This window comes from Streptomyces sp. CB02923, from assembly GCF_001905005.1.
GTDB lineage: Bacteria > Actinomycetota > Actinomycetes > Streptomycetales > Streptomycetaceae > Streptomyces.
Window position 1 is genome coordinate 1,188,654 of sequence record NZ_LWKZ01000023.1, and the last position, 21,501, is coordinate 1,210,154.

A 21,501-nucleotide genomic window follows, 5' to 3' on the forward strand; every position below is an offset into this window, starting at 1 on the left:
ACGTGCGTGTGGTACGGCGATGAGCAGCAGACGGGTGCGCTCAGGGCGTACCGGGGCCCTCGCCGGCGCCTGCTTCGGCGAAGTCGGCCGCGAAGGCGGAGAAGTCGGCGCTGCGCCAGTGCTGCGGGCGCATCCGGAAGACGATGTCGTCCGTCAGCTGGTCGGCGGTGGCCGCCAGGTACCCGCGCGCCTCCTCGGCGTCGTCCAGGTACCGCCGGGCCAGGCCCTCGCGCACGGCGGCACCCACCGGGTCCCCGATCGCCGTGATCGGCCCTTCGACGCTGACGTACCGGTAGGGCCGCCCCTCGTCCTGCACGCAGAGGCTGAACCGCCCTGCGGCGCGTAGGAGTTGGGCCTTGATGGTCTGACGCCCCGTCTGGACGACGACCTCGCCACCGGGCTCGTAGCCGTACCAGACCGGCACGGTCAACGGCGCCCGGTCACCGCCCCGTGAGTCCGTCACGCTCAGGACCCCGACGCGTGGTTCGGCGAGGAAACGTTCACGGTCGGGGCGCGACATGGCGGGAAGCATGGGCGAACTCCTGTCTCGTAACTGCGGCTGAAGAGGTGGTGGTGCGGCGACGCTGCCGCGAGAAGAATCTTGAAGCGAAGGGATCACTCCCCTGCCGAATGACCTACAAACATACGCTTTAGGCGGTTTTCAGCCGCTTCTTACGAGGCTCGGAGAAGGCACGTCCAGGAGGGGTTCCTCACCTACGGGGTACAGCGGAACCGTGTACCCGGGCGGTGTGCCCGAACCGCGCTCCACCGCCGTGTGCCCGAACCGTGCTCCGGCCCGGTGTCCGGTTCGCGCGTCCGCATCGCGCGTCCGAGCCGCATGTCCGAGCCGTATGTGCGGCCAGGGCCGCGACGCGGGCCGCGCCGGAGGACGGGGCTGGAACGCGCCGTCAGCCTCCCGGTCGCGCCGGCCGCACTGTCGACGGCCGCTGAGCAGCCATCGAAAAAGCAGATGCCCCGCCCGGGACCAGCCGGGCGGGGCACTGCGGCGACGAGGGCATCATGCTGCCCGGGTCACACGAAGAAGTTCCAGTTCCCTTCGATCGGCAGCGGATAGCCGCTGTCGGTCCGGTCACTGGCCAGGTCGTACCGGACGTACTGGTCGTCCTTGAACAGGTACACCTTGTCCGTGTCGAGCACCGAGTTGACGGCCGCGTCGATGCCCCGCTGGAAGTTCTCCGGCAGTCCGCGCCAGCCGCGCAGGATGGGCGTCGGCCCGCCCAGCAGCTTGTCGTTCGGTACGTCGTAGCGAACGTACAGGTCGTCCTTGAAGAACCAGCTGACGTTCGGGTTGCTCTGGTGGTTGACCGCCGCGTCGACGCCGAGCTGGAAGTCCGTCGGCAGCCCCGACCACTGCTCCGCGATGCTGAGCGGGTAGCCCGGCTCGACCTTGTCGGAGTCCAGGTCGTAGCGGACGTACTGGCTGTCCTTGAAGAGGTACACGATCTGCGGCTGGTCCCGGCGGTTGAGCGCGGCGTCGATGCCGCGCCCGAAGCTGTCCACCAGGCCGGGCCAGTTGCCCTCGATGAGCTTCGGGTACCCCTCGAAGCCGTGGTCTTCCTTGATGTCGTAGCGCACGTACGAGTTGTCCTTGAGGATCCACGTGATGGGGTCGTTGCCCTTGGCCCTCACCACTGCGTCGATACGCCGGTAGAAGGACCCCGGTGAAGCGGTCTGCTCTGCCACGTGCCACACCCTCTCGCGGTCGATGGGTCTGGTGGACGCCGGCCGGCGGCTGGTCGAGCTCGTCCCGTCACCTTGCCATCCCCCTACCGTCGTGTCACGGCACTATCACGTATCGGCTCATTCATCGCCATCCCGCCATTCAGATCGAGCCATGCCACATCCACCCGAACTCCCTCAGCGGCCCCGCAAGCCCACCAAGTCCACCAAGCCCGTCATACACCCCGGAACTCACCCGGAAACTCCGGTCCCAGCCCCACCCTTGACTGCCGTGAGTCCGCGGCCCGGCATCAACAGTCACCACCGTGGAAGACGCAACCGACCGCGGCACCACTGCCCACGCTGACCACTCCCACGGCCGGGTCGGTGCTGCCCCGCACGAAGCCGCCGCCGTAACCGTCGTCGTCGACGCCGCGTGCGCCCACGTAGATGCCCCAGTTGAGGAAGAGTTCCCGCACGCCGCCGGTGCCGTCGGGAAACGGCTCGGCGGTGGGACGTACACGGCGCTGGAGCACGAAGGGGCCGTTCATCGCCGAGGCGACCTCGTTCTCCCACTGTGCCGCGTCCACGTCCCAGCCGGCGACGATTCCGTTGCCACCGTGCAGCAGCGTCGGCTTCAGGATCAGCTCGGGCCGGTGGGCCAAGGCGTAGGCGAGCGTGTCGACCCGGGCGCCGTCAGGCTCCGTCGTACGCGGGCGCACGTACCGCGTCCACGGCAGGAGCCGGTCGACGCAGGCCAGTTCGGCGGCATCGAACAGGTCGCGATGCCGCTCGTCGGAGAGGATCGCCAGGGTGCCCTTGTTGCCGTACAGCTCCGCGTCCAGCCGGCTGAACAGGCCCACCCTGCCCTGCTCGGCGGCGACGAGCAGGGACTCCAGCTGGGCCGTCGAGGCGGGGTCGGTGAGGTCCTCGGGCAGGAAATACCGGAAGACGACGTCGACGGTCCGGCCCGCGACCGTGGGACGGCCGTTCGGGTACGTGAGCGCGCCGAGGTCGCAGGCGATGCCCTCGACCCCGTGGTCGGCCAGCTTCGCGGCGAGGATTCGCAGCCGGGGCCCCACGATGGCGAAGTTGTCCACCGTGTCCACCACGGCGACGACGGGTGTCCGGCCGGTGGGAATGGTCGCGGCGCACTCGGCGTACATGCTCCGCACCATGCAGCCCAGCGTGTCCCGGTAGCGGAGCCCGTGCCGTCGTACGAACGCGTCGAGCGGCGGGTACGCCAGCATGGCCCGGTTGATGTCGGCGTTCTCGAAGCCGCCGAGCGCGCTGGTGATGTTGAATTCGAGAAGTTTGAACCCCGCACCGTCGTGGTAGAGGTCGGCCCGGCCCAGCGGGAGGAGCGACCCGGTCCGGGCACTGCGCGTGATCAGCGCCGATTGCAGGGGGTCCATGCCGACCGCGGCGGCCAGTGCGCCGAGGCTTCCGCCGAACACCCGGTCCGGCAGCGAGCGCAGCAGACCGTACACCGTGTGGAGATCTCCCACGACGGCGCGGCGCTCGGTCTCGCTGAGGAAGGCGGGGCCGTTCAGGAACCGGTCCTGGTACGCCAGCGTGAGTTCGGCCGATTCCCGGGCGGCGGCCGCGGGGTGGCCCGTCGGCGCGTGCCGCGCGAGCTGCTCCCCGTACGCATGGCCCAACCGCGACCGGGGCGGTTCGGGCGGGCTCGTGGTCGTCATCGCATGTCCTTTCCGGAGCGGACCGTGTGTCCGGTACGGCGTCGGTGCCCGGGGCGCGCGTAGCCGCGGAGTTCCATCAGAAGCGCCCTGGCGCCGTGCGTGCGCCGGTCGGCTGCCCGCTCAGTGCGTGTCCGTCGCTTGCGGAGCCTGTTCGGCGCGGGTGATCCACCGGTGGCGGGCGCCCACGAGGAGCGCCACCGCGACGGCCGCCATGACCACCGCGCCGACGCCGAACACGGCGCGGGTGCCGATCTCGGCGGCGACGATGCCTCCGGCCGCCGCACCGATGGGCAGCCCGCCCCAGGCGACGAGCCGGTACACGCTGTTGGCCCGCCCGAGCAGGTGCTGCGGCACCAGCGTCTGCCGCAGGACGACCACGACGACGTTCCACGTCACCGTCCCGCACGCGAAGAGCGCGAGCGCCGCACCGGCCGCGTACACCGACGGGACGGTGGCCAGCACCGTCTCGCTCGTGGCGATCAGGGCGGCGGTGGCGACCAGCGCTCCTTCCCGGCCGAGACGTTCCGTCAGGGCGGGGGCGAAGCGTGAGGCGGTGACGGCTCCCACGGCTTGGCAGGCGAGCAGGACGCCGTACCCGAACGGGCCCAGGTGCAGCTCCCTGCCGCTGTGCACCACGAGCACGGCGAGCATCGCGTTCCCGGCGAGGTTGATCAGGCAGGACACCAGGGCGAGGCTGCGCAGCAGATGGTGCGCGAACAGCCACTTGGCACCGGCCAGCATCTCCGACAGCACGCCGCCGCCCTGCTCGGGACCGGACCGGATCGGCCGGGTGCGGCGGATACGGCTGACCAGCACGGCGGAGCACAGGAAGGTGGCCGCGTCCACACCGAAGGGCAGGGCCGCCGCCACACCGAACAGCAACGCGCCGACGAGCGGGCCGACGAAGCCGGTGCCGGCCTCCTGAGCTGCCATGATGCGGGCGTTGGCGGTGGCGAGCCCGGTCTTCGGGGTGATGAAGGGGACGAGCACCTGGGCGGCGTTGCGGCAGAGGACCTCGCCGACGCCGAGCAGGAACATGCACGCGTAGAGCAGCGGCAGTCCACCCCAGCCGCCGAGGATCCCGAGGGCGAGCACCGTGAGCAGGACGGCCCGGCCGATGTCGATCCGCACCATCATCGCCCGGATGTCGAGACGGTCGACCAGCAGCCCCGCCGGGATGCCGAACAGGATGAACGGCGCGGTGAAGGCGACCGAGGCCGCGCCGATCAGGCGGGGGTCGTCGGTCAGGTGGGTCGCCAGCAGGGGACCGGCGGCGATCGTGGCGCCGTCGCCGAGCGAGGAGACGGCGGCGGACCACCACAGCCGCGAGAAGTCGCCTCCCAGACGCGGCCGTTGCGAGCCGGTCTTGTCGGTCGTCGACACACTCATGACACCGTCCGGCAGCGCAGCCGACCGTCCATGGTCTCCCCCTCAGATACGCCGTCCCCCGTCGTCGACGCCCGTCACCCGTCGCCGATCGCCGAGGCCCGTACGGTCAGGTGCACGGGGTTGCCGACAATAGTCGGCGTCCGCAGCGGCGTCGAGGAAAAATGATCAGGTCCGTCGGTGGACGGTGCACCTGTCGCCCGAAGGCCCGGGGCGAACCGGCCGGGCACCTCCGCGGAAGATCAATTTCCCTGCGGTGGACAGGGTTTGTGTCCGCGGTCTTCTGATATGTTCGCCGCCGCTGGGCGCTGAATCGGTGGTCAGCAACGTGCATGCATGGGAGGGCATGCCGTCAACGGGGCTTTCACATACTGCGTCAAGACTCCTGGTTCGTGTGCGCAGCCGATGCATTCGGCGCGACGACCTGCGGCCGGGCGGTCTTGGTCTCTTCGTCCTCCAGTAGCGCGACCACGCGTCGGCTTCCTCACGTATGCCTCTCGGCGGCCCGTCGGCCGTGCCGGCTGACCGGTGGTCGCGGCAGAGGCCCCGTGGCCGGCCGCGACGGCACACGCTCCGGAACGGACGGACATCCCGGTGAGGCACCAGGGTGCCTGCAGTTGGGGCCTGCGGACAGGGCTGCCACTGAGCAGTCGCGCACGTCGAGGGTGAGGACAATGATCATGGGAACCTGCGAACCGGCTGCGGTGAGGCGTGCGACGGGCACCCGCCGCCGCCTCTCATGTCATCCGCTGACCGGCCGGCTCCGGTCCCACGGAGGCATACGGTGAGCCTCGGCGTGGGCCTGATGACCGCCCGCCCGGACGTCGTCGAACCGGTGACGGTCGCCGTCATCGGCACCGGAGCGATCGGCCGGGACCTGGTCAGCAAGATCCACCGGTCGCCCGCGCTGGACTGCCGGCTGGTGGCCGGACGCAATCCGGAGTCGGCGGGTCTGCGGTACGCCGAGCGCCTCGGCTACGCCACCACCGCCGCCGGCATCGAGGCCGTACTGGCGGCCGCGCGCCCCTTCGACGTCGTCTTCGACGCCACCAGCGCCGCGTCCCACCGGGACCACTGGCCGCTGCTCGAACCGCTCGGCACGCTGGTGATCGACCTGACGCCCAGCAAGGTCGGGCAGATGGTGGCGCCCACCGTGACCGGGGTGTCGGCGGCGACCGGCCGCAACGTCAACCTGATCAGCTGCGGCGGGCAGGCGTCCGTACCGGTCGTGCACGCCCTCGCGGCCCGCTTCCCGGTGACGTACCTCGAAGTCGTCTCGACCGTGGCCAGCGACGTCGCGGGCCGCGCCACCAGGCTGAACCTCGACGAGTACGTGGCGACCACCGGTGCCGCCGTGACGGCGTTCTCCGGCGTGACCGACGTCAAGGCGATCCTCAACATCAGCCCCGCGGTGCCGCCGGCGACCTTCCGGACGGCCGTCCACGCCCGCATGGCCGACGCCGACCCGGCGGCGGTACGCGCGGTGGCCGACCGGGTGGCCGGGCAGGTGCGGTCCTTCGCCCCCGGCTACGAGGTCACCGCCTGCACCGCGGTCGGTGACCTGGTGACGATCACCCTCCAGGTCATGGCGCACAGCGACGTCCTGCCGCCGTACGCCGGAAACCTCGACATCATCAACTCCGCTGCCGTCATGGTCGCCGAACAGTACGCGGCCCGGCCGGACCGGGTGTCCCGGACAGGGGTGACCTCATGAAGCACGTGGTGATCCACGACCCGACGCTGCGGGACGGCCAGCACGCGGTCCGGCACCAGCTCGGAACGGCCGCGCTGCGCCGTTACGCGGAAGCGGCGGACGCGGCGCGGATCCCGGTGGTGGAAGTCGGCCACGGCAACGGCCTGGGCGCCTCCTCCCTGCAGGTCGGGACGGCCGCGGCGAGCGACGACGACATGCTGTCGACCGTCCGGGAGGCACTGCGCCACAGCCGGATGGGTACCTTCATGCTGCCCGGCTGGGGGACGTCCGGCGACCTCCGGCGGGCGATCACCCACGGGGTCGACGTCTTCCGCATCGGCGTACACGCCACCGAGGCGTCGCTGGCCGAGCGACACCTGGGCTTCCTGCGGGACGCCGGTGCCGAGGCCCACTGCGTCCTGATGATGAGCCACATGGCCGCCCCGGACGAACTGGCCGCGCAGGCCGCGCAGGCCGTCGGATACGGCGCGCAGGCCGTGGGGATCATGGACTCCGCCGGCCACTTCCTGCCCGCCGACGTCACCGCGCGGATCAGCGCGATCGTCGAGGCGGTCGACCCCCTCCCGGTGATCTTCCACGGGCACAACAACCTCGGCATGGCCGTCGCCAACTCGGTGGCCGCGGCCGACGCCGGCGCCCTGATCATCGACGGCTGCGCCCGCGGCTTCGGCGCCGGGGCGGGCAACACCCAGCTCGAAGTGCTGGTCCCGGTACTGGAGCGGAGCGGGTTCGCCACGGGCGTCGACCTGTACGGGCTGCTGGACGCCGCCGACCTCGCCGAGCGCGAACTCATGCCCGCACCACCGGTGATCACCTCGACGGGCATCGTCAGCGGCCTGGCGGGAGTGTTCTCCGGATTCCGGCACCGGGTCGCCGAACTGTCCGGGGCGGCCGGCGTCGACCCGCGCGACGTCTTCTTCGAACTCGGCCGGCGGCAGGCCATCGCCGGCCAGGAAGACCTGATCGTGGACGTGGTGGCGGAACTCAGCGGCGGCAGGACCGACGGCTGACGGGTTCTGCGACCCGGCCCTTGAGAAAGGAGGACCAACGACATGGCAGTTCCGGACGCGGTGCCCGAGTCGAGAGGGACGGCGGGTGTGGCAGCAGGTATGTCAGCGGGTGTGACAACGGATGTCTCAGCGGGTGTGGAGATCACCCGCATGTCGTTCGACGCGTTCCTGGCCGTCGGCCCCCGCGGGCTGTACAAGGCCGACCGGCCCGTGGTGATCGAGCTGCCGAGCAGCGTGCAGGGTCTCGGCCGGGACGAAGTGGCGGCCCGCCTGGCCGGGATGACCGTCACCCTGTTCACCGAGCCGGGCGACAAGAACCACCCGGGGCGCTGGGAGACACGGGACATCCTGCTCCGCGAGTTCTTCGCGGACGAGCGGCACCTGACCAGCGCGGACACCTGGCACCGGGTGGTGTCCAACATCCGCAGCAGCCCGGCGGACGTGAACGCCGTCATCGGCTTCGACGCCGAGAAGTTCTTCGGCTACGGCGACTCCCTGTACGCGGCCAACCTGTGGATCAGCCACCGCGGCGTGTTCACCAAGAACCACTTCGACGAGTTCGAGAACTTCAACATCGCGCTGGAGGGCCGCAAACGGTTCATCATCGCCCCACCCGGTGTGCGGCACTACTACCCGCGGTCGGTGCTGCGCGGGTTCGGGGACAAGTCGCAGGTGGTCGACCTCGACGACGTCGACCTGAAGCGCTACCCGAGGCTGGCGCCCAAGCTCGCCCAGCGCCGTGACTTCGTCCTCGAACCGGGCCACATGCTCTACCTGCCCCTCGGCTGGTGGCACCAGGCCGAGTCGCTGGACGAGATCAACATCAACGTCAACTTCTGGCTCAAGTCCAAGAAGATCCTCCGCAGACCGCACGTGCTCGGCGTCGCGCTGTACACGTACGCCTACCGGAGGTTCAAGGGCGTCTACAGCTACCAGCCCACCGAGGTGAATTCCTGATGAGCGAACGCAAGACCATCACCCCCACCCACCGGTACCGCAACAACGACAGACTCATCGGGATCGGCAACACCTTCTGGAACATGTCCTACGAACACGGGGTCGCCGGCATCGTCGGCGACCTCGAAGACGGTGTCTTCCAGATGCCCGACGGCCACGCATTCGTCAACTTCACCGTCTGCTCCTACCTGGACCTCGACACCCACCCCAAGGTCATCGACGGAGCGGTCGCCGCACTGCGCCGCTTCGGCGTGCTGGACCACTGCATCCCGCGCACCCGCGTCCAGACACCGGTACTGCTGGAGCTGGAGGAGTCGCTGGGCGAACTGTTCGACGCGATGGTGATCAGCGCGGTCTCCACCGCCGCGGCCAGCACCGGCCTGCTGCCGCTCATCGCGTCGGGCCACCTCGGCAACGGCACCCGGCCGCTGATGGTCTTCGACAAGAACGCCCATGTCTCGATGGCCAACGCCAAGCCGAGCTGCGCCGACGAGACCGAAGTCGTGACCTGCCGCCACCACGACCTCGACTTCCTCGAAGACCAGTGCCGCACCTACGAACGCGTCGCCTACGTGGTGGACGGCTCGGACAGCCTCGGCGGCTACGCGCCCGTCGACGAGCTGGCCCGGCTCCAGGAGAAGTACAACCTCCTGGTCTTCTACGACGACTCGCACTCGCTGTCCGCATACGGTGAGCGCGGCATCGGCTACGTACGCTCACACGCTCCGGTGCTGGACGAGCGGACCATCACCGTGGCGACCTTGAGCAAGGGCTTCGGCGCCGGCGGCACGGCGATCCTGCTCGACGGATACGGCGAGGACACGCGGCGGCTCGTCGAACGGTTCGCGGGCCCGCTGGGCTACTCGCAGAAGATGAACGCCGCCGCGGTCGGCGCGGCGCTCGCCTCGGCCGAGATCCACCGCACCGAGGAACTCACCCGCCTGCAGGGACGCCTGCGGTCCAACATCGCGCTGTTCGACTCGCTGGTCGCAACCGAGCAGTCCGGCAGCACGTACCCGATCCGCGTGGTGCCGATGAACGACGAGACGGTCGTCGACGGCGCCAAGCAGGTCTTCGCGGCCGGGTTCTACACCTCGCCGGTGTTCTTCCCGATCGTCGCCCGCGGCACCGCCGGACTGCGGGTGATGCTGCGGGCCGGCCAGACCGAGGAGCAGATCAAGCGGCTCTGCTCCGCGCTGGTCGAAGCCGGGGCACGCCCGGCGGCCGCCCGGCCCGAATCGGTGACCCGGTGACCGGCGCGGCACGCGCGATCCCGCGCAGCATCCTGTACACGCCCGCCCTGTCGCCGGAACGGGTGATGAAGGCCTGGTCGTACGACGCGGACGTCCACCTGATCGACCTGGAGGACTCCATACCGCCCGCGGACAAGCAGGCCGCCCGCACGGTCTGCCGGGCCGCGCTGGAGAAGTCGGCGCAGCCGGCGAACATCGCCGTACGCATGAACGAACTCGGCAGCATCGCGGCGGTGCACGACGTGCTGATGCTGACCGACAGCCCCGTGAAGCCCGGCATCGTCATGATGACGATGGTGACCTCGGCGGCCGAGATCGACCTGCTGCGCCGGATCCTGGCGTCGGCGGGCGCGCATCCGGAGATCTACGTGACGGTGGAGACGATCGAGGCGGTCACCGGCATCGACGCCCTCGCGGCCGCCGCCGACGGCCTGGTGCTCGGCTCGGCCGATCTGGCCGCCACGCTCGGTGTGGAGATCACCTGGGAGGCCCTGCAGGCCGCCCGGCAGGCGATGGCGATGGCCTGCGCCCGGCACGGCACGGCCTGCATCGACACGGCCAACTTCCGGCTCGCCGAGCCGGCGGCCCTCGCCGAGGAGACCACCCGGGTACGGGCACTCGGCTTCCACGGCAAGGCGACGGTGCACCCGGGCGAACTCGACGTGATCAACCGCATCCTGCGGCCCCGGCCCGAGGAGCTGGCACTGGCGCGCCGGGTCACCGAGGCAGTGACGGCGGCCGACGGCGGGATCGCCGTCCTGGACGGCAACATGGTCGGCCCGCCGTTCGCCAGACTGGCCCGCGCCACGGTGGCGCGCGAGGACGCCTGGACGAACCGTTTCGGCGGAGGTGCGGCCTCATGACCGCGCCAGTGATGATCCACGCCGCCGACATGTCCGGCACCCGGCGGATGACCCGCGTGATCGACGTGCTCGGCGAGATGTTCACGGACCTGGCCGCCGGCCGCACCAGGTCCCCGGCCCGCACCGTCGTCGAACACGGCGACCAGCGCGTCCTCCTGGTCAGCCCCGCCGTCTGGGAGCAGCGCGGGGTGGGCAGCGTCAAGGTCACCACGCTCACCCCCGACAACCCGGCCCGCGGACTGCCGCTGATCCACGGGATCGTCGCGCTCACCGACCTGGAGACGGGACAGATCACCGCCCTGCTGGACGGCGCCGAACTCACCGCCGTCCGCACCGGCGCGGTCGCCGCCCTGGCGACCCGGTGGTGCACTCCCGACGACACCGACGACCTGGCGGTGATCGGCGCGGGGGTGCAGGCGCGCGCCCTGATCCGGGCGACGGCGGCAGTGCGGCCCCTCCGCACCGTCCGGATCCACTCGCGCACGCGCGCCGGTGCCGAGAAGTTCGCCGACTGGATCCGGGACACCGCAGACCGCCCCGTCCGCGTGACGGTCTGCGACACCGCCAGGGAAGCCGTCACCGACGCGCCGGTCATCTGCACGGCCACCTCGACCGACGACGGCACGCCCGTGGTGGAGGCGGACTGGGTGGCCCCCGGGGCACACGTCAACGTGATCGGGGGCACTCACCCGGAAGCCGTCGAACTCGACCCGGCCCTGCTCGGCGACGCCGTGAACCTCGTCGAGGACCGGGCCGCCGCCCTGGACGGCGCGGGTGAGATCCGAGCCGCGCTGGCCGGCGGCTTGATCAAGGCCGAGGACCTGTACGAGCTGGGCGGGCTGGTGAGCGGCGCCGTCGACGCCGTCGGCCGGACCTCGGTGCTGCGTACGGTCGGGATGGCCATCGAGGACACCGCCGCCGCGGTGGCGCTGTCCGGGACGTGCCGGGCGGCCGAACAGGGAACGGGCGGCCCGTCCGCCGTTCCGTCAGCAGGGGAGGGAGCGCCGGATGGACACGTATGAGGACCTCGGTACGGGAAGCGGACACCCGTGGTTCGGCCGTCACCGGCTGCGGCCCGCCGCACCGGCGGACACGATCCGCCACCTGCTGCGGCACGAACTCCGGGACACCGGCTGGCCGTACCAGCCGGTCCTCCCCGCGGCACCGATGGCGATCCCGCGCGCGGCCTACGCCGAGATCTTCCGGGCGAGCGTCGCCCTGGTCGAGCTGTTGCGCCGTACCGCCCTGGAGTCCGGACCCACCACCGCCGACAGGCTGACGGCCTACGGCATGCCCGCCACCGAGGACCGGCTGTGGGTGCGCGACCCGTTCATCGAGGAGCGCTACGCCGACTGCGTGGTCCGACCGGACCTGGTCATCGGGCCGGACGGGCCGCAGTTCATGGAGTTCAACGTCAGCGGCGCACTCGGTGGCGTGGTGGAGACGCAGAGCCGACTGGCGGTGTGGCGCGCGCTCCACGCCGACGAGGAGGGCCGGACCCCGTACCGCTCGCCGAGCCCGTTCGCCGTACGCGCCGAGATGTTCCGGTCGCTCGCCGCGGAGCTGGCGCTGGCACCCAGAGTGGCCGTCGTCGGCAGCACCCGGGTGATCGGCGTGGAGCGGCGGTACTTCGAGATGGAGGCCGACTACTACAACAGCCACGGCCTGACCGCACGCTTCTTCGAGCCGGAGGACCTGCCCGCGGCGTGGGACTGCGCCCCGCACCTGCGTCATCCCATCGGACTGCGGAACTTCACCATTCCGGACTGGCTCGACGTGGGTCTCGACACCACGCCGGTCCAGGACGCCCTGGACCACGGCTGCCTGCTGGTGGGCACCCAGACATCGACCTTCCTGCACAGCAAGCTCACCATGGGCCTGCTGTCGGAGGGCCGCCCCTGGATGACCGAGGCCGAACGCCGACTCGTCCGGCGGTACCTGCCGTGGACGCGGATCCTGACGGAGCGGAAGACCGACCGCGAGGGGCAGCAGGTCGACCTGCTCCCGTTCGTACTGGGGAACCGGGACCTGCTGGTGCTCAAGGCCGGACTGGGGGAGTGCGGACGCCAAGTGGTCATCGGCCGCGAGGTCGACCAGGCCGTGTGGGAATCCGCCGTCGGCGACGCCGTCGACGGCGGCACCAGCGTGGTGCAGGAATTCGTGCAGCCGCAGACCTGCCGGGTCTCGCTGATCGCCGACGGCTCCGACGAGCCGTACGACGCCGAAGTCGCCCCGGTGCTGGGTCCCTTGGTGTTCGGCGGCCGCCCCGCCGGGCTGTTCTGCCGGTTCTACGGCGACGGTTCCGCCGGCATCGTCAGCGTCCGGGCAGGAACGAGCAGTTCCGACAACGTGATGGTCGCGATCTGACGACAGCACCGCTCACGCCCGCTTCTCCGCCCCGGCGTGCCGCCCGCGCCGACCCCCTTCAGCGACATCACCGGAGTGACACCGCATGACCCTGCGCCACGTCAAGGACAACGAGTACGTCGAGGAACACGGCGGGGACTACGAGGACTTCGAACCCGGCATGGAGATCCGGCACTGGCCGGGCCGCACCCTCTCCGAGGCCGACAACACCTGGCTGACCCTGCTGACGATGAACCAGCACCCGCTCCACTTCGACCAGCACTACGGCGCCGGCGCCGAGTACGGGAAAGTCCTGGTCAACAGCGGTATCACGCTGTGCCTGGTCGGCGGGATGACCGTACAGGCGCTGTCGGCGCGGGCGGTGGCCAACCTGGGCTGGGACCGGGTCCGTCTGAAGGAACCCGTCTTCGTCGGCGACACCCTCTACGCGACGAGCCGGATCCTCGGCAAGCGGCTGTCCCGGTCCCGGCCGGGGCAGGGGATCATCACGGTGGAGACGACGGGAACGAAGTCGACGGGAGAGACCGTCATCGTCTTCGAGCGGGCCTTCATGGTCCGCTGCCGCGAGGGGGCCGGTGCGCTGGAGAACCCGTGATCCGGTGTGCCGGAGTACGTGGTCCGGAGTGCCGGAACCCATGATCCGGTGTGCCGGAGACCGATGGTCCGGTGCGCCGGAAATCCACGATCCGGTACGCCGGAGAACCGTGATCCGGAGGCGCGACCGCCGTTTCCGACGGCTGTTGCGCCACGCCGATTCCGCGTGTTCGCCAGTTTGATCGATAGGGGTCCGAATGGTCGGTCGTTCTGACAAGATGTCCGGCATGACGAGCGAGAATCAGCCCAAGGCCGGCCACCGCGACACCCCCACCAGCACCGAGTTCCGCGAGTTCATGGCCTCCGGATGGGCAACCGACGACCGTTCGCCCACGCCCCGTGCCGAGGTCGCCGACCACGCGGCCCGCCGACGGGAGGCCGTGTCCCGGCAGTTCCCCGGCGAGCGGCTCGTCATCCCCGGCGGCGGCCTGAAGGTCCGCAGCAACGACACCGACCACACCTTCCGGCCGCACACCGCCTTCGCCCACCTGTCCGGGATGGGCGCACACGCCGACCCCGACAGCGCCCTGGTCCTGGACCCCCGCCCCGAGGGCGGCCACCACGCCGTCCTGTACTTCCGCCCGCCGGCCCCGCGGGACACCGAGGAGTTCTACACGGACTCCCGGTACGGGGAGTTCTGGGTCGGCTACCGCCCGACCATCGCGGACATCGAGTCGCAACTCGGCCTCACCGCCCGCCACATCGACTCGCTCGCCGCCGACCTGGCCAAGGACGACGCCGCCGCCCGGCTGCGCGTGGTCCGGGCCGCCGACCCGCAGCTCGCCGAGCTCGTCGACACCACCCGCGCCCAGGCAGGAACGTCCCTGTCCGGACCACAGCAGCAGGAGGCCGACGAGGAACTGGCCCGTCACCTGTCCGGGTTGCGGATCGTCAAGGACGAGTGGGAGGTCGGCGAGATGCGCAAGGCCATCGCCGCCACCCACGAGGGGTTCGAGGCGATCATCGCCACCCTGCCGGAAGCCGTGCGCAAGGGGCGCGGTGAGCGGTGGGTCGAGGGAATCTTCGGCCTGTACGCCCGGCACGCGGGCAACGGCATCGGATACGAGTCGATCTGCGCCTCCGGCGACCACGCCAACACCATCCACTGGACGAAGAACACCGGCGAGGTCCGCGACGGCGACCTGATCCTGATCGACGCCGGGATCGAGATCGACTCCCTGTTCACCGCCGACATCACCCGCACCCTCCCGGTGACCGGCCGCTTCACCGACGTACAGCGCAAGGTGTACGACGCGGTGTACGAGGCCCAGCAGGCCGGCCTGGCGGCGGTGAAGCCCGGCAACAAGTTCAGCGACATCCACGCCGCAGCGAACGAGGTTGTCGCACGCCGCCTGCACGAGTGGGGCCTGCTGCCCGAAGGCGTCACCCTCGAACAGACCCTCGCCCCGGAGCACGGCGGCTGGCACCGCCGCTGGATGGTCCACGGCACCTCCCACCACTTGGGCATGGACGTACACGACTGCCAACTGCTGCTGCGCAAGGACTACATGGACGCCGAGCTGAAGCCCGGCATGATCCTCACGGTCGAACCGGGCCTGTACTTCAAGGCGGACGACCTGCTGGCACCGGAGGAGTTCCGCGGCATCGGCGTACGCATCGAGGACGACGTGCTGGTGACCGAGGACGGTTACGAAAACCTGTCCGCCGCGATGCCGCGCAGTTCCCACGAAGTGGAGGAGTGGATAGCGCGCGTGTCAGGCGCCGCGGGGGACCGGGGCGACGTGCAGTAGAACTTGCGCATATGGCCGCAGCGAAGCACCGAACGGCGCTTCGCTGCGGCAGCGTGGCTTTTCGGCATGTCGATTCTTCGGTGGCGCCGTGGCCATCGGCCGATAGAAATTGCGTAGCGGCCCGCGTGCCCTATCGTGCCCCGATGGACATGAGACGGAGGCGGGGACGGAGACTGCGGCTGGCGGTCGCGCAGAGCACGGTCCCGGAAGATCCCACAAACCCGGAGAACCTGCGGGCGAGTGGCCGGCAGATACGGACGCTGATGCGCGCGGCCAGTGATGCCGGTGCAAGGCTGGTGCAGTTCCCGGAGGGGGCGATCACCTATCCCGGCAAACACGTGCTGTCTTCCGGTCCGGGCGGGACGCTCGCCGCTGCGGACTGGAGCCGGGTCCCTTGGGACGTCGTACGCGCCGAAGCGGAGTCCATTGCCGAATTGGCCGGTGAACTGGGCCTGTGGGCCGCGTTCGGGTCACCGCATCCCTTGACGCCGCCGCACCGGCCGCACAACAGCCTGTATGTCGTCTCGGACCGGGGCACGCTTGTCTGTCGCTATGACAAGCGGTACCTGTCGCACACCGAGGTCTCGTACATGTACACCCCCGGTGTGGCACCCCTGACTTTCGAGGTCGACGGCATCCGGTTCGGCACCGCGCTGTGCATCGAGGTCAACTTCCCCGAGGTCTTCCACGAATACGAGTCGCTGGGTGTGGACTGTCTCCTGGTGTCCGTGATGGTCGACGATGCTGAACGCGCGGTGGTCGCGCGTGCGTATGCGACTTTGTACAACTATTGGGTGGGCTATTCGGTACCCGCTCAGTTCGGGGGTACCGCCCCCTCCATGATCATTGCGCCCGGCGGACGGCGGCTCGCGAGCTGTCCCGGCGACAGTCGGCCTGGCCTCGCGGTCGCCGACATCGACCTGGACACACAGGATCCCGACATCGACACGGCCCGCCGTCTTGCCCGTCCATGGCGTCGCACGGCACGCGGCGGCCTGTACGACAGCCACGTTGTCGTGGGCGACGGCAGAAGCGACACACGCACGGAATTCTGACCAGAGAGGGAGCAAGGCGACGTTGTAGCGTTTCGTGCAACCGTTCGGCTCTCGTTATTCGTCGTCATCACCGACAGATAACGACCCGGGGGTAACGGTCGGGGGGGAAGACCCGTACGCGTAAGGAGCAGAAAGTCATGGCACGACCAGAGTCCGGCAAGAGGGTCATGGGCTGGGCCGCCGCGGCCACGTTGCTGACGGCGACGCCGCTCATGGCGGCGTGCTCGGGCAGCTCGCCCTCCTCCTCTCCTTCCTCCTCTTCCGCCTCGCACAGCAGCAGCCCAGCCCCCGCGGGCAGCGCATCGGGCCATTCCGGCGACGCGCCGGGCGACGGTTCCAGCGCGCAGGCGGGCGACCAGTCCACCGTGTCCTCCACGGTCGGCGCCTGGGTCAGTGCGGTTATCGAAAAGGACGCGAAGCGAGCGTGTCTGCTGTCCACGGTGCCGGGCAGCGACACGGCCCCGAAGGCCGCCAACCCCCAGAAGTGCAACGCGGCGGCGACGCAGAAGATGGCCCTCGGACTGAAGTCCATGAGCAAGGCATTCTCGCCGGAGAACGCCTCCGGCAAACCGACGGTGAAGGTCGACGCGCCCACTCCCGAGGCCGACAAAGCAGTAGTCCCGACGGCCAAGATCTCCGTCAACGGAAAGCCCCTGCGGGCCATCATGCTGTCCCGCTCGCACGGAGTGGACCCGAAGTCCTTCACGGCCAAGGTGGAAACCGACAAGGTCGACGGGAAGTGGTACGTCGGCGACTTCGACTTGGATGTCGGTCATCAGACGCTCCGGCCGAAGAGCAGTAGCTGAGGCGTGGGGTGACTCCGGGGTGCGAGGGCACAAACGCCTCGCGCTCCAGTTCCTGGCGGCCTGGGCAGTCGTCACCGCACTGTATTTCACCGTGATTCTGCTGATCCGCCGCGCCCGGCGCGCTTGACCTCGTCTGCGCCCGGACCGGCCCCGCAAGTCCGACCCGTCAGTCTTCAAGTCCAACCCGTCAGTCTTCTCAGACGGACGACTCCACCGCCTGACGCCTCCCCTCCCCGGCACCTCGTGGAGGGGAGGCGGGCGACCGCAGCCGGTCGTGCAGGACCGCGAAGGCCGTGCACGTGACGGGGAGGACCACGGCCGCGGAGACCAGGATGCCGACGATGACGGGGGCGAGGATGCCGGCGTAATACGCGGCGAAGAAGTTACCCGTGGCCTGTTCGAGAAGGGTCCGTAGGAGGGGCCGCAGCGGCAGGGCGAGCTGGACCACCAGCCGGATCATCCCGGCGGTGAGCGCGGCCGGCAGCAGCGCGAGGCCGAGGACGGGGGCCGCTCCGGCACGCGACCACGTCAGCGACCAGGAACGGCGCAGGGCCGCGCGGGCGCCGAGGCCGTCGGCCGCGGCGGCCGGGGCGAGGGTGAGGGCGAGGCGCAGCAGTACGGCGGCGCATACGGCGACCGCGGGGGAGGCCGCGACGAGCGTGTAGGGCCACGACCCGCGTTCCAGAGGTTCCGGGGTGTCGAGCTGGTAGCCGGTGAGGCTGTGCGCCATGACTGCGACGAGCAGCGGCAGGGGCCATACGACCAGGCTGCGCAGCGCGTACACGGCGAGTATCGGTCGCAGCCGCGCGGAGGCCACGGCACGTGACCAGCCTCCGTGCGAGGGCTCGTGAGGCCCCTCGGCGGCCGCCCGCGAGCACACAGCCTGGAGGGCTGCGCTGCCGGTGCCGAGGAGGAGCAGGAAGAGCGGCAGCGTGCAGAGGGCGACCAGTGTCAGGCCGGTGGGGTCGTGCAGGTAGGGGTCCTCAAGCTGGTGGTACCGGATGCGTTCATTCCGCATATGGATGAAGACGGGCCACACGAGCGCGAAGATCGCGGCGGTCATCAGCAGCCCGATCAGTCCGGACAGGCCGACGAGACGTAGCGTCGCACCTGCCAGCGCGCCCCGGTGCTGCCGCAGGACGGCGAATGTCGTGACGGTGAAGCCGCGTTGCGGACTCCCGCTCGTCGGTGGCGCTGTGCGGTCGTGCTGTGCGGGCATACGGGGATGAGCCTTCTCTACGTTCGGGGTCCGTTCCCGGAGAGGACGCCTGCCGGACGGGGAACGGTTCTCGGGACGTGCCCGGCCCTGGCGTGCCCGGCCCTGGCGTGCCCGGCCCCGGCGTGCGCGGCCCTGGCGACGTGGCCGCGGGCTCCTCCCGCTCCGATTCTGCGCGTGCCATGCCGAGGCATGATCGGGGCATGACCGAGCGCGCCGAAGACGGCTACCTCCTGACCAACGAGCAGTCCGAGGCAGGCGAGCGCTTCGACGCCCTCGCGACCCTCTTCGACCCCTCCACCTTCCGCCACCTCGACGACCTCGGCATCGCACCGGGCTGGCGCTGCTGGGAAGTGGGTGCCGGCGGCCCCTCGGTGGTCCGGGGCCTCGCCGAGCGCGTCGGCTCCACCGGGTACGTTCTGGCGACCGACATCGACACGTCGTGGACCGCCGCCGCGGCCGCGCCGCAGGTCGAAATCCGCCGCCATGACGTAGCCGCCGACGAGCCCCCGCACGGCCCCTTCGACCTCGTGCACGCCCGCCTGGTCCTCGTCCACGTCGCCGACCGCGAGCGCGCCCTGCGGATGATGACGAGCGCCCTGCGCCCCGGCGGGTGGCTCCTGCTGGAGGACGCCGACCCGGCGCTCCAGCCTCTGATCTGCCCCGACGAATCCGGTCCCGAACAGCGCCTGGCCAACAAGCTCCGCCACGGCTTCCGCAAGCTCCTCGCCGAGCGTGGCGCGGACCTGGCCTACGGCCGTCGCCTTCCGCGCCTGCTGCGCGAGGCGGGCCTGACCGACGTCCAGGCGGATGCGTACTTCCCCCTGTCAGGCTCGGCCTGTGCGGCCCTGGAGCGGGCCACGGTGCAGCAGGTCCGCGACCGACTGGTGGCCAAGGGCCACGCGACGCGGGAGGAGATCGACATCCACCTCGGCAACATCGCAGCAGGCGGCCTGGACCTGGCGACGTCCCCCATGATCTCGGCGTGGGGGCGGAAACGCTGAGGAGGCGGGACGAGAGTGACGCCCTGCTGCCTGCCCCTTGCCGCCTGCCCCTCGCCCATGGCCCGGAAGGGGCGCGGCCGACCCTTCCCCCGGTTGGCCGCAGGCCGCCTCGCCGGCCTCGCCGGGAATTGCGGCGTGGCGGTGGGGTGAACCATGGAGGCGTCGGGCGCCGGAGCGGGAACGGTTGTTCATCATCACCGATGTGGTGATTGTCGGATCTCCGGCACCGGTTCTCGTTGGAGGCCAGATGGACACTGCCGGTAGGAGCCGTTCCCACGGCGGTGCCGGTCGCCGGAACCGCACCGGTCTCCTTCACGGCGTACGCGCAGGGCTTCACGGTGTACGCGCGGGGCTTCACGGCGTACGAGCAGGGCTTCGCGCTGCCGGGCCGGACCGGCAGCCCGGCATCACCTCCGCGGGGGACCGGCCCTCCGGCTCCGCTCCCCGCCTGCCATGACCGGCCCGGACCACCGCCCGGTGGCACACCGGGACCGACCGGAAAGACCCACCCCGCAACATCTGTACCGGCGCATATGCAGCCTGCTGCTGCGATCGGCCACGGCTACCGGCAGGACTACCGGCAGGGTTGTCGGCAGAGCCACGGGCAGGGCCACCACAGCCTTGTCCCAGCTGTTCGAGCAGTGGTCAGCCATCGTCTGGGCAGGCGTCCTGCTGGCGGTGGCCGCCGCGCTCGGCTTCATCTGGTCGGGTGTGGGCCCGCCCGCGCAAGGGGCCATCGCGCTGACGGTGTTCGCCGGAGCCACCCTGGCATGGGTGTCGGGCCACGGTGACGCCACCTTCGTCGGCCTGATCGCCGTACTGGTACTCGTCGTCGCCAAGGTCGTGGCGCCGGAGCGGCTGTTCGCCGGGCTGGGGAACGAGACGGTGTGGTTGCTGGTCGCGGCCTTCGTCCTGGCGGCGGGCATCGGCGCGACGGGCCTGCCGGCCCGGGCGGCCCTGGCCCTGTGCGCTCGCGCCCGTACGGTGCGGCAACTGTTCCACCTGGTGACGGGGGCCCTGGTCCTGACGGCCTTCGCCCTTCCGGCCACCGCGGGCCGGGCGGCCCTGGTGCTTCCCGTCTTCGCGGCACTGGCCGCCTCGGTGCCGGAACGCGTCACGGTTGTACGCGCCCTGTCCCTGTTGTTCCCCGCCGTGGTGCTGCTCTCCGCCATGGCCACCCTCACCGGTGCGGGAGCCCACCTCATCACCGACCAACTCCTGGCCGGCACGACGGGCGACGGCATCGGCTACCTGCGCTGGCTGATGCTGGGGCTCCCGTTCGCCCTCATCTGCTCCCACCTGGCCACCGAGGGCCTGCTGCGGACGATGACCGACCGGGACGAGCGCCGCGCCCCCTTGCCACGTACGCAAGAACCCTTGACGCGTAGGCAAGAACCTTTGACGCGTACGCAAGCCCCCTCGACACCGACGCACGACCCTTTGACCCGTACGCATGACGGAACCGCGGCGGGGGGTGGGCAGGAGGTGCACCAGCCCGGACACTCCGGGCGGCTCACACGCGACGAGATACGGGCCGGTGCGGTGCTCCTCGTGGTCATGGCCCTGTGGTGCACCGAGTCCCTGCACGGCATCCCGCCCGCCATCACGGCACTGGGCGGAGCGGTCCTGATCACCGCGCCCAAATGGGGCACCATCGGCATGTCGGCCGCCCTCGACGCGGTGCCGTGGTCCTTGCTGCTGTTCATGGTGACCACGATCGTGCTGGGCGGCGCGCTGGCCTCCTCGGGAGCGGCGCGCTGGCTCACCTCCCTGGTCTTCCCCGCCGCAGCGGGCCCGATCGTGGTCCTGCTGGCCGTCGTCGTGGTCAGCGTCGCCTCCCATCTGGTGCTCCAGTCACGTTCGGCGCGATCGTCCGTGCTGGTGCCGCTGGTCATCCCGCTGGCCTCGACCGCGGGCCTGCAACCCGCCGCACTGGCCTTCGCCTCGACCGCCGCCGCCGGGTTCTGCCACACCTCCATCGCGTCGGCCAAACCCCTCGCCCTGTTCGCCCAGAGCGGCGGCACCGCGGTCTTCGACGAGCGGGACCTGCTGCGCCTGTCGGCCTGGCTCGGCCCCGTCACGGCCGCCGTGACCGTCGGATGCGCCCTGGCCCTCTGGCCCTGGCTGGGCCTGCCGCTGCGCTGA

The 21,501-nt window shown here is 70.6% G+C and carries 18 protein-coding genes; 13 read left to right on the plus strand and 5 right to left on the minus strand.

Features of this window, described 5'->3' with window-relative positions:
- Positions 1 to 40 precede the first annotated feature (40 nt).
- From A6A06_RS23250 to A6A06_RS23265, 4 genes are all read right to left on the minus strand, one after another.
- Positions 41 to 520 carry a pyridoxamine 5'-phosphate oxidase family protein gene (locus A6A06_RS23250; RefSeq protein ID WP_242440881.1) on the minus strand — a complete coding sequence of 160 codons (480 nt, stop codon included), beginning with the start codon at positions 518 to 520 and terminating at the stop codon, positions 41 to 43.
- Between the two features lie 512 nt (positions 521 to 1,032).
- A complete protein-coding gene (locus tag A6A06_RS23255; RefSeq protein WP_073763174.1) occupies positions 1,033 to 1,704 on the minus strand; it encodes a hemopexin repeat-containing protein in 672 nt (223 codons plus the stop codon).
- A gap of 287 nt (positions 1,705 to 1,991) precedes the next feature.
- A complete protein-coding gene (locus A6A06_RS23260) occupies positions 1,992 to 3,380 on the minus strand; it encodes a hypothetical protein (RefSeq protein WP_073763175.1) in 1,389 nt (462 codons plus the stop codon).
- 120 nt (positions 3,381 to 3,500) lie between these two features.
- Positions 3,501 to 4,769 carry an MFS transporter gene (locus A6A06_RS23265; RefSeq protein WP_073763176.1) on the minus strand — a complete coding sequence of 423 codons (1,269 nt, stop codon included), beginning with the start codon at positions 4,767 to 4,769 and terminating at the stop codon, positions 3,501 to 3,503.
- A gap of 781 nt (positions 4,770 to 5,550) precedes the next feature.
- On the opposite strand from A6A06_RS23265, the gene A6A06_RS23270 reads away from it, so the two are divergent.
- The 11 genes from A6A06_RS23270 (at position 5,551) to A6A06_RS41980 (ending at position 17,136) form a co-directional block, all read left to right on the plus strand.
- Positions 5,551 to 6,480, plus strand: coding sequence for an acetaldehyde dehydrogenase (acetylating) (locus tag A6A06_RS23270; protein WP_073763177.1), 930 nt, complete (start codon positions 5,551 to 5,553; stop codon positions 6,478 to 6,480).
- On the plus strand, positions 6,477 to 7,490 hold the full coding sequence (dmpG, locus tag A6A06_RS23275) for a 4-hydroxy-2-oxovalerate aldolase (RefSeq protein WP_073763178.1): 1,014 nt from the start codon (positions 6,477 to 6,479) through the stop codon (positions 7,488 to 7,490). The genes A6A06_RS23270 and dmpG overlap by 4 nt, the downstream gene beginning before the upstream one ends.
- Positions 7,491 to 7,625: 135 nt before the next feature.
- Positions 7,626 to 8,447 (plus strand): cupin-like domain-containing protein, encoded by an 822-nt coding sequence (locus A6A06_RS23280; protein ID WP_199931077.1) that lies wholly within the window; start codon positions 7,626 to 7,628, stop codon positions 8,445 to 8,447.
- On the plus strand, positions 8,447 to 9,700 hold the full coding sequence (locus tag A6A06_RS23285) for an 8-amino-7-oxononanoate synthase family protein (protein ID WP_073763179.1): 1,254 nt from the start codon (positions 8,447 to 8,449) through the stop codon (positions 9,698 to 9,700). Before A6A06_RS23280 ends, A6A06_RS23285 begins: the two co-directional genes overlap by 1 nt.
- On the plus strand, positions 9,697 to 10,563 hold the full coding sequence (locus A6A06_RS23290) for an HpcH/HpaI aldolase/citrate lyase family protein (protein ID WP_073763180.1): 867 nt from the start codon (positions 9,697 to 9,699) through the stop codon (positions 10,561 to 10,563). Before A6A06_RS23285 ends, A6A06_RS23290 begins: the two co-directional genes overlap by 4 nt.
- On the plus strand, positions 10,560 to 11,585 hold the full coding sequence (locus A6A06_RS23295; RefSeq protein ID WP_073763181.1) for an ornithine cyclodeaminase family protein: 1,026 nt from the start codon (positions 10,560 to 10,562) through the stop codon (positions 11,583 to 11,585). The genes A6A06_RS23290 and A6A06_RS23295 overlap by 4 nt, the downstream gene beginning before the upstream one ends.
- A complete protein-coding gene (locus tag A6A06_RS23300) occupies positions 11,572 to 12,930 on the plus strand; it encodes a hypothetical protein (RefSeq protein WP_073763182.1) in 1,359 nt (452 codons plus the stop codon). Before A6A06_RS23295 ends, A6A06_RS23300 begins: the two co-directional genes overlap by 14 nt.
- 85 nt (positions 12,931 to 13,015) lie before the next feature.
- Positions 13,016 to 13,525: a MaoC family dehydratase gene (locus tag A6A06_RS23305; RefSeq protein ID WP_073763183.1), complete on the plus strand. Its 510-nt coding sequence runs from the start codon at positions 13,016 to 13,018 to the stop codon at positions 13,523 to 13,525.
- Positions 13,526 to 13,751: 226 nt separating this feature from the next.
- A complete protein-coding gene (locus A6A06_RS23310; protein WP_073763184.1) occupies positions 13,752 to 15,275 on the plus strand; it encodes an aminopeptidase P family protein in 1,524 nt (507 codons plus the stop codon).
- Between the two features lie 143 nt (positions 15,276 to 15,418).
- Positions 15,419 to 16,330, plus strand: coding sequence for a carbon-nitrogen hydrolase family protein (locus tag A6A06_RS23315; RefSeq protein ID WP_242440882.1), 912 nt, complete (start codon positions 15,419 to 15,421; stop codon positions 16,328 to 16,330).
- 137 nt (positions 16,331 to 16,467) lie between these two features.
- On the plus strand, positions 16,468 to 17,136 hold the full coding sequence (locus A6A06_RS41980; protein ID WP_199931078.1) for a hypothetical protein: 669 nt from the start codon (positions 16,468 to 16,470) through the stop codon (positions 17,134 to 17,136).
- Positions 17,137 to 17,332: 196 nt separating this feature from the next.
- Here A6A06_RS41980 and A6A06_RS23325 read toward each other — a convergent pair whose 3' ends face one another.
- On the minus strand, positions 17,333 to 18,355 hold the full coding sequence (locus tag A6A06_RS23325; protein ID WP_073763186.1) for a hypothetical protein: 1,023 nt from the start codon (positions 18,353 to 18,355) through the stop codon (positions 17,333 to 17,335).
- Between the two features lie 200 nt (positions 18,356 to 18,555).
- Here A6A06_RS23325 and A6A06_RS23330 point away from each other — a divergent pair, with 200 nt between their 5' ends.
- Positions 18,556 to 19,356, plus strand: coding sequence for a methyltransferase domain-containing protein (locus A6A06_RS23330; protein WP_073763187.1), 801 nt, complete (start codon positions 18,556 to 18,558; stop codon positions 19,354 to 19,356).
- 630 nt (positions 19,357 to 19,986) lie between these two features.
- Positions 19,987 to 21,501 carry an SLC13 family permease gene (locus A6A06_RS23335; protein WP_073763333.1) on the plus strand — a complete coding sequence of 505 codons (1,515 nt, stop codon included), beginning with the start codon at positions 19,987 to 19,989 and terminating at the stop codon, positions 21,499 to 21,501.

Bases quoted from the DNA above. Each gene is read 5' to 3' on its own strand.
- A6A06_RS23250 (WP_242440881.1), bottom strand. From the start codon at position 520: ATGTCGCGCCCCGACCGTGAACGTTTCCTCGCCGAACCACGCGTCGGG.
- A6A06_RS23260 (WP_073763175.1), bottom strand. From the start codon at position 3,380: ATGACGACCACGAGCCCGCCCGAACCGCCCCGGTCGCGGTTGGGCCAT.
- A6A06_RS23265 (WP_073763176.1), bottom strand. From the start codon at position 4,769: ATGAGTGTGTCGACGACCGACAAGACCGGCTCGCAACGGCCGCGTCTG.
- dmpG (WP_073763178.1), top strand. From the start codon at position 6,477: ATGAAGCACGTGGTGATCCACGACCCGACGCTGCGGGACGGCCAGCAC.
- A6A06_RS23285 (WP_073763179.1), top strand. From the start codon at position 8,447: ATGAGCGAACGCAAGACCATCACCCCCACCCACCGGTACCGCAACAAC.
- A6A06_RS23295 (WP_073763181.1), top strand. From the start codon at position 10,560: ATGACCGCGCCAGTGATGATCCACGCCGCCGACATGTCCGGCACCCGG.
- A6A06_RS23300 (WP_073763182.1), top strand. From the start codon at position 11,572: ATGGACACGTATGAGGACCTCGGTACGGGAAGCGGACACCCGTGGTTC.
- A6A06_RS23305 (WP_073763183.1), top strand. From the start codon at position 13,016: ATGACCCTGCGCCACGTCAAGGACAACGAGTACGTCGAGGAACACGGC.
- A6A06_RS23310 (WP_073763184.1), top strand. From the start codon at position 13,752: ATGACGAGCGAGAATCAGCCCAAGGCCGGCCACCGCGACACCCCCACC.
- A6A06_RS23315 (WP_242440882.1), top strand. From the start codon at position 15,419: ATGGACATGAGACGGAGGCGGGGACGGAGACTGCGGCTGGCGGTCGCG.
- A6A06_RS41980 (WP_199931078.1), top strand. From the start codon at position 16,468: ATGGCACGACCAGAGTCCGGCAAGAGGGTCATGGGCTGGGCCGCCGCG.
- A6A06_RS23325 (WP_073763186.1), bottom strand. From the start codon at position 18,355: ATGCCCGCACAGCACGACCGCACAGCGCCACCGACGAGCGGGAGTCCG.
- A6A06_RS23330 (WP_073763187.1), top strand. From the start codon at position 18,556: ATGACCGAGCGCGCCGAAGACGGCTACCTCCTGACCAACGAGCAGTCC.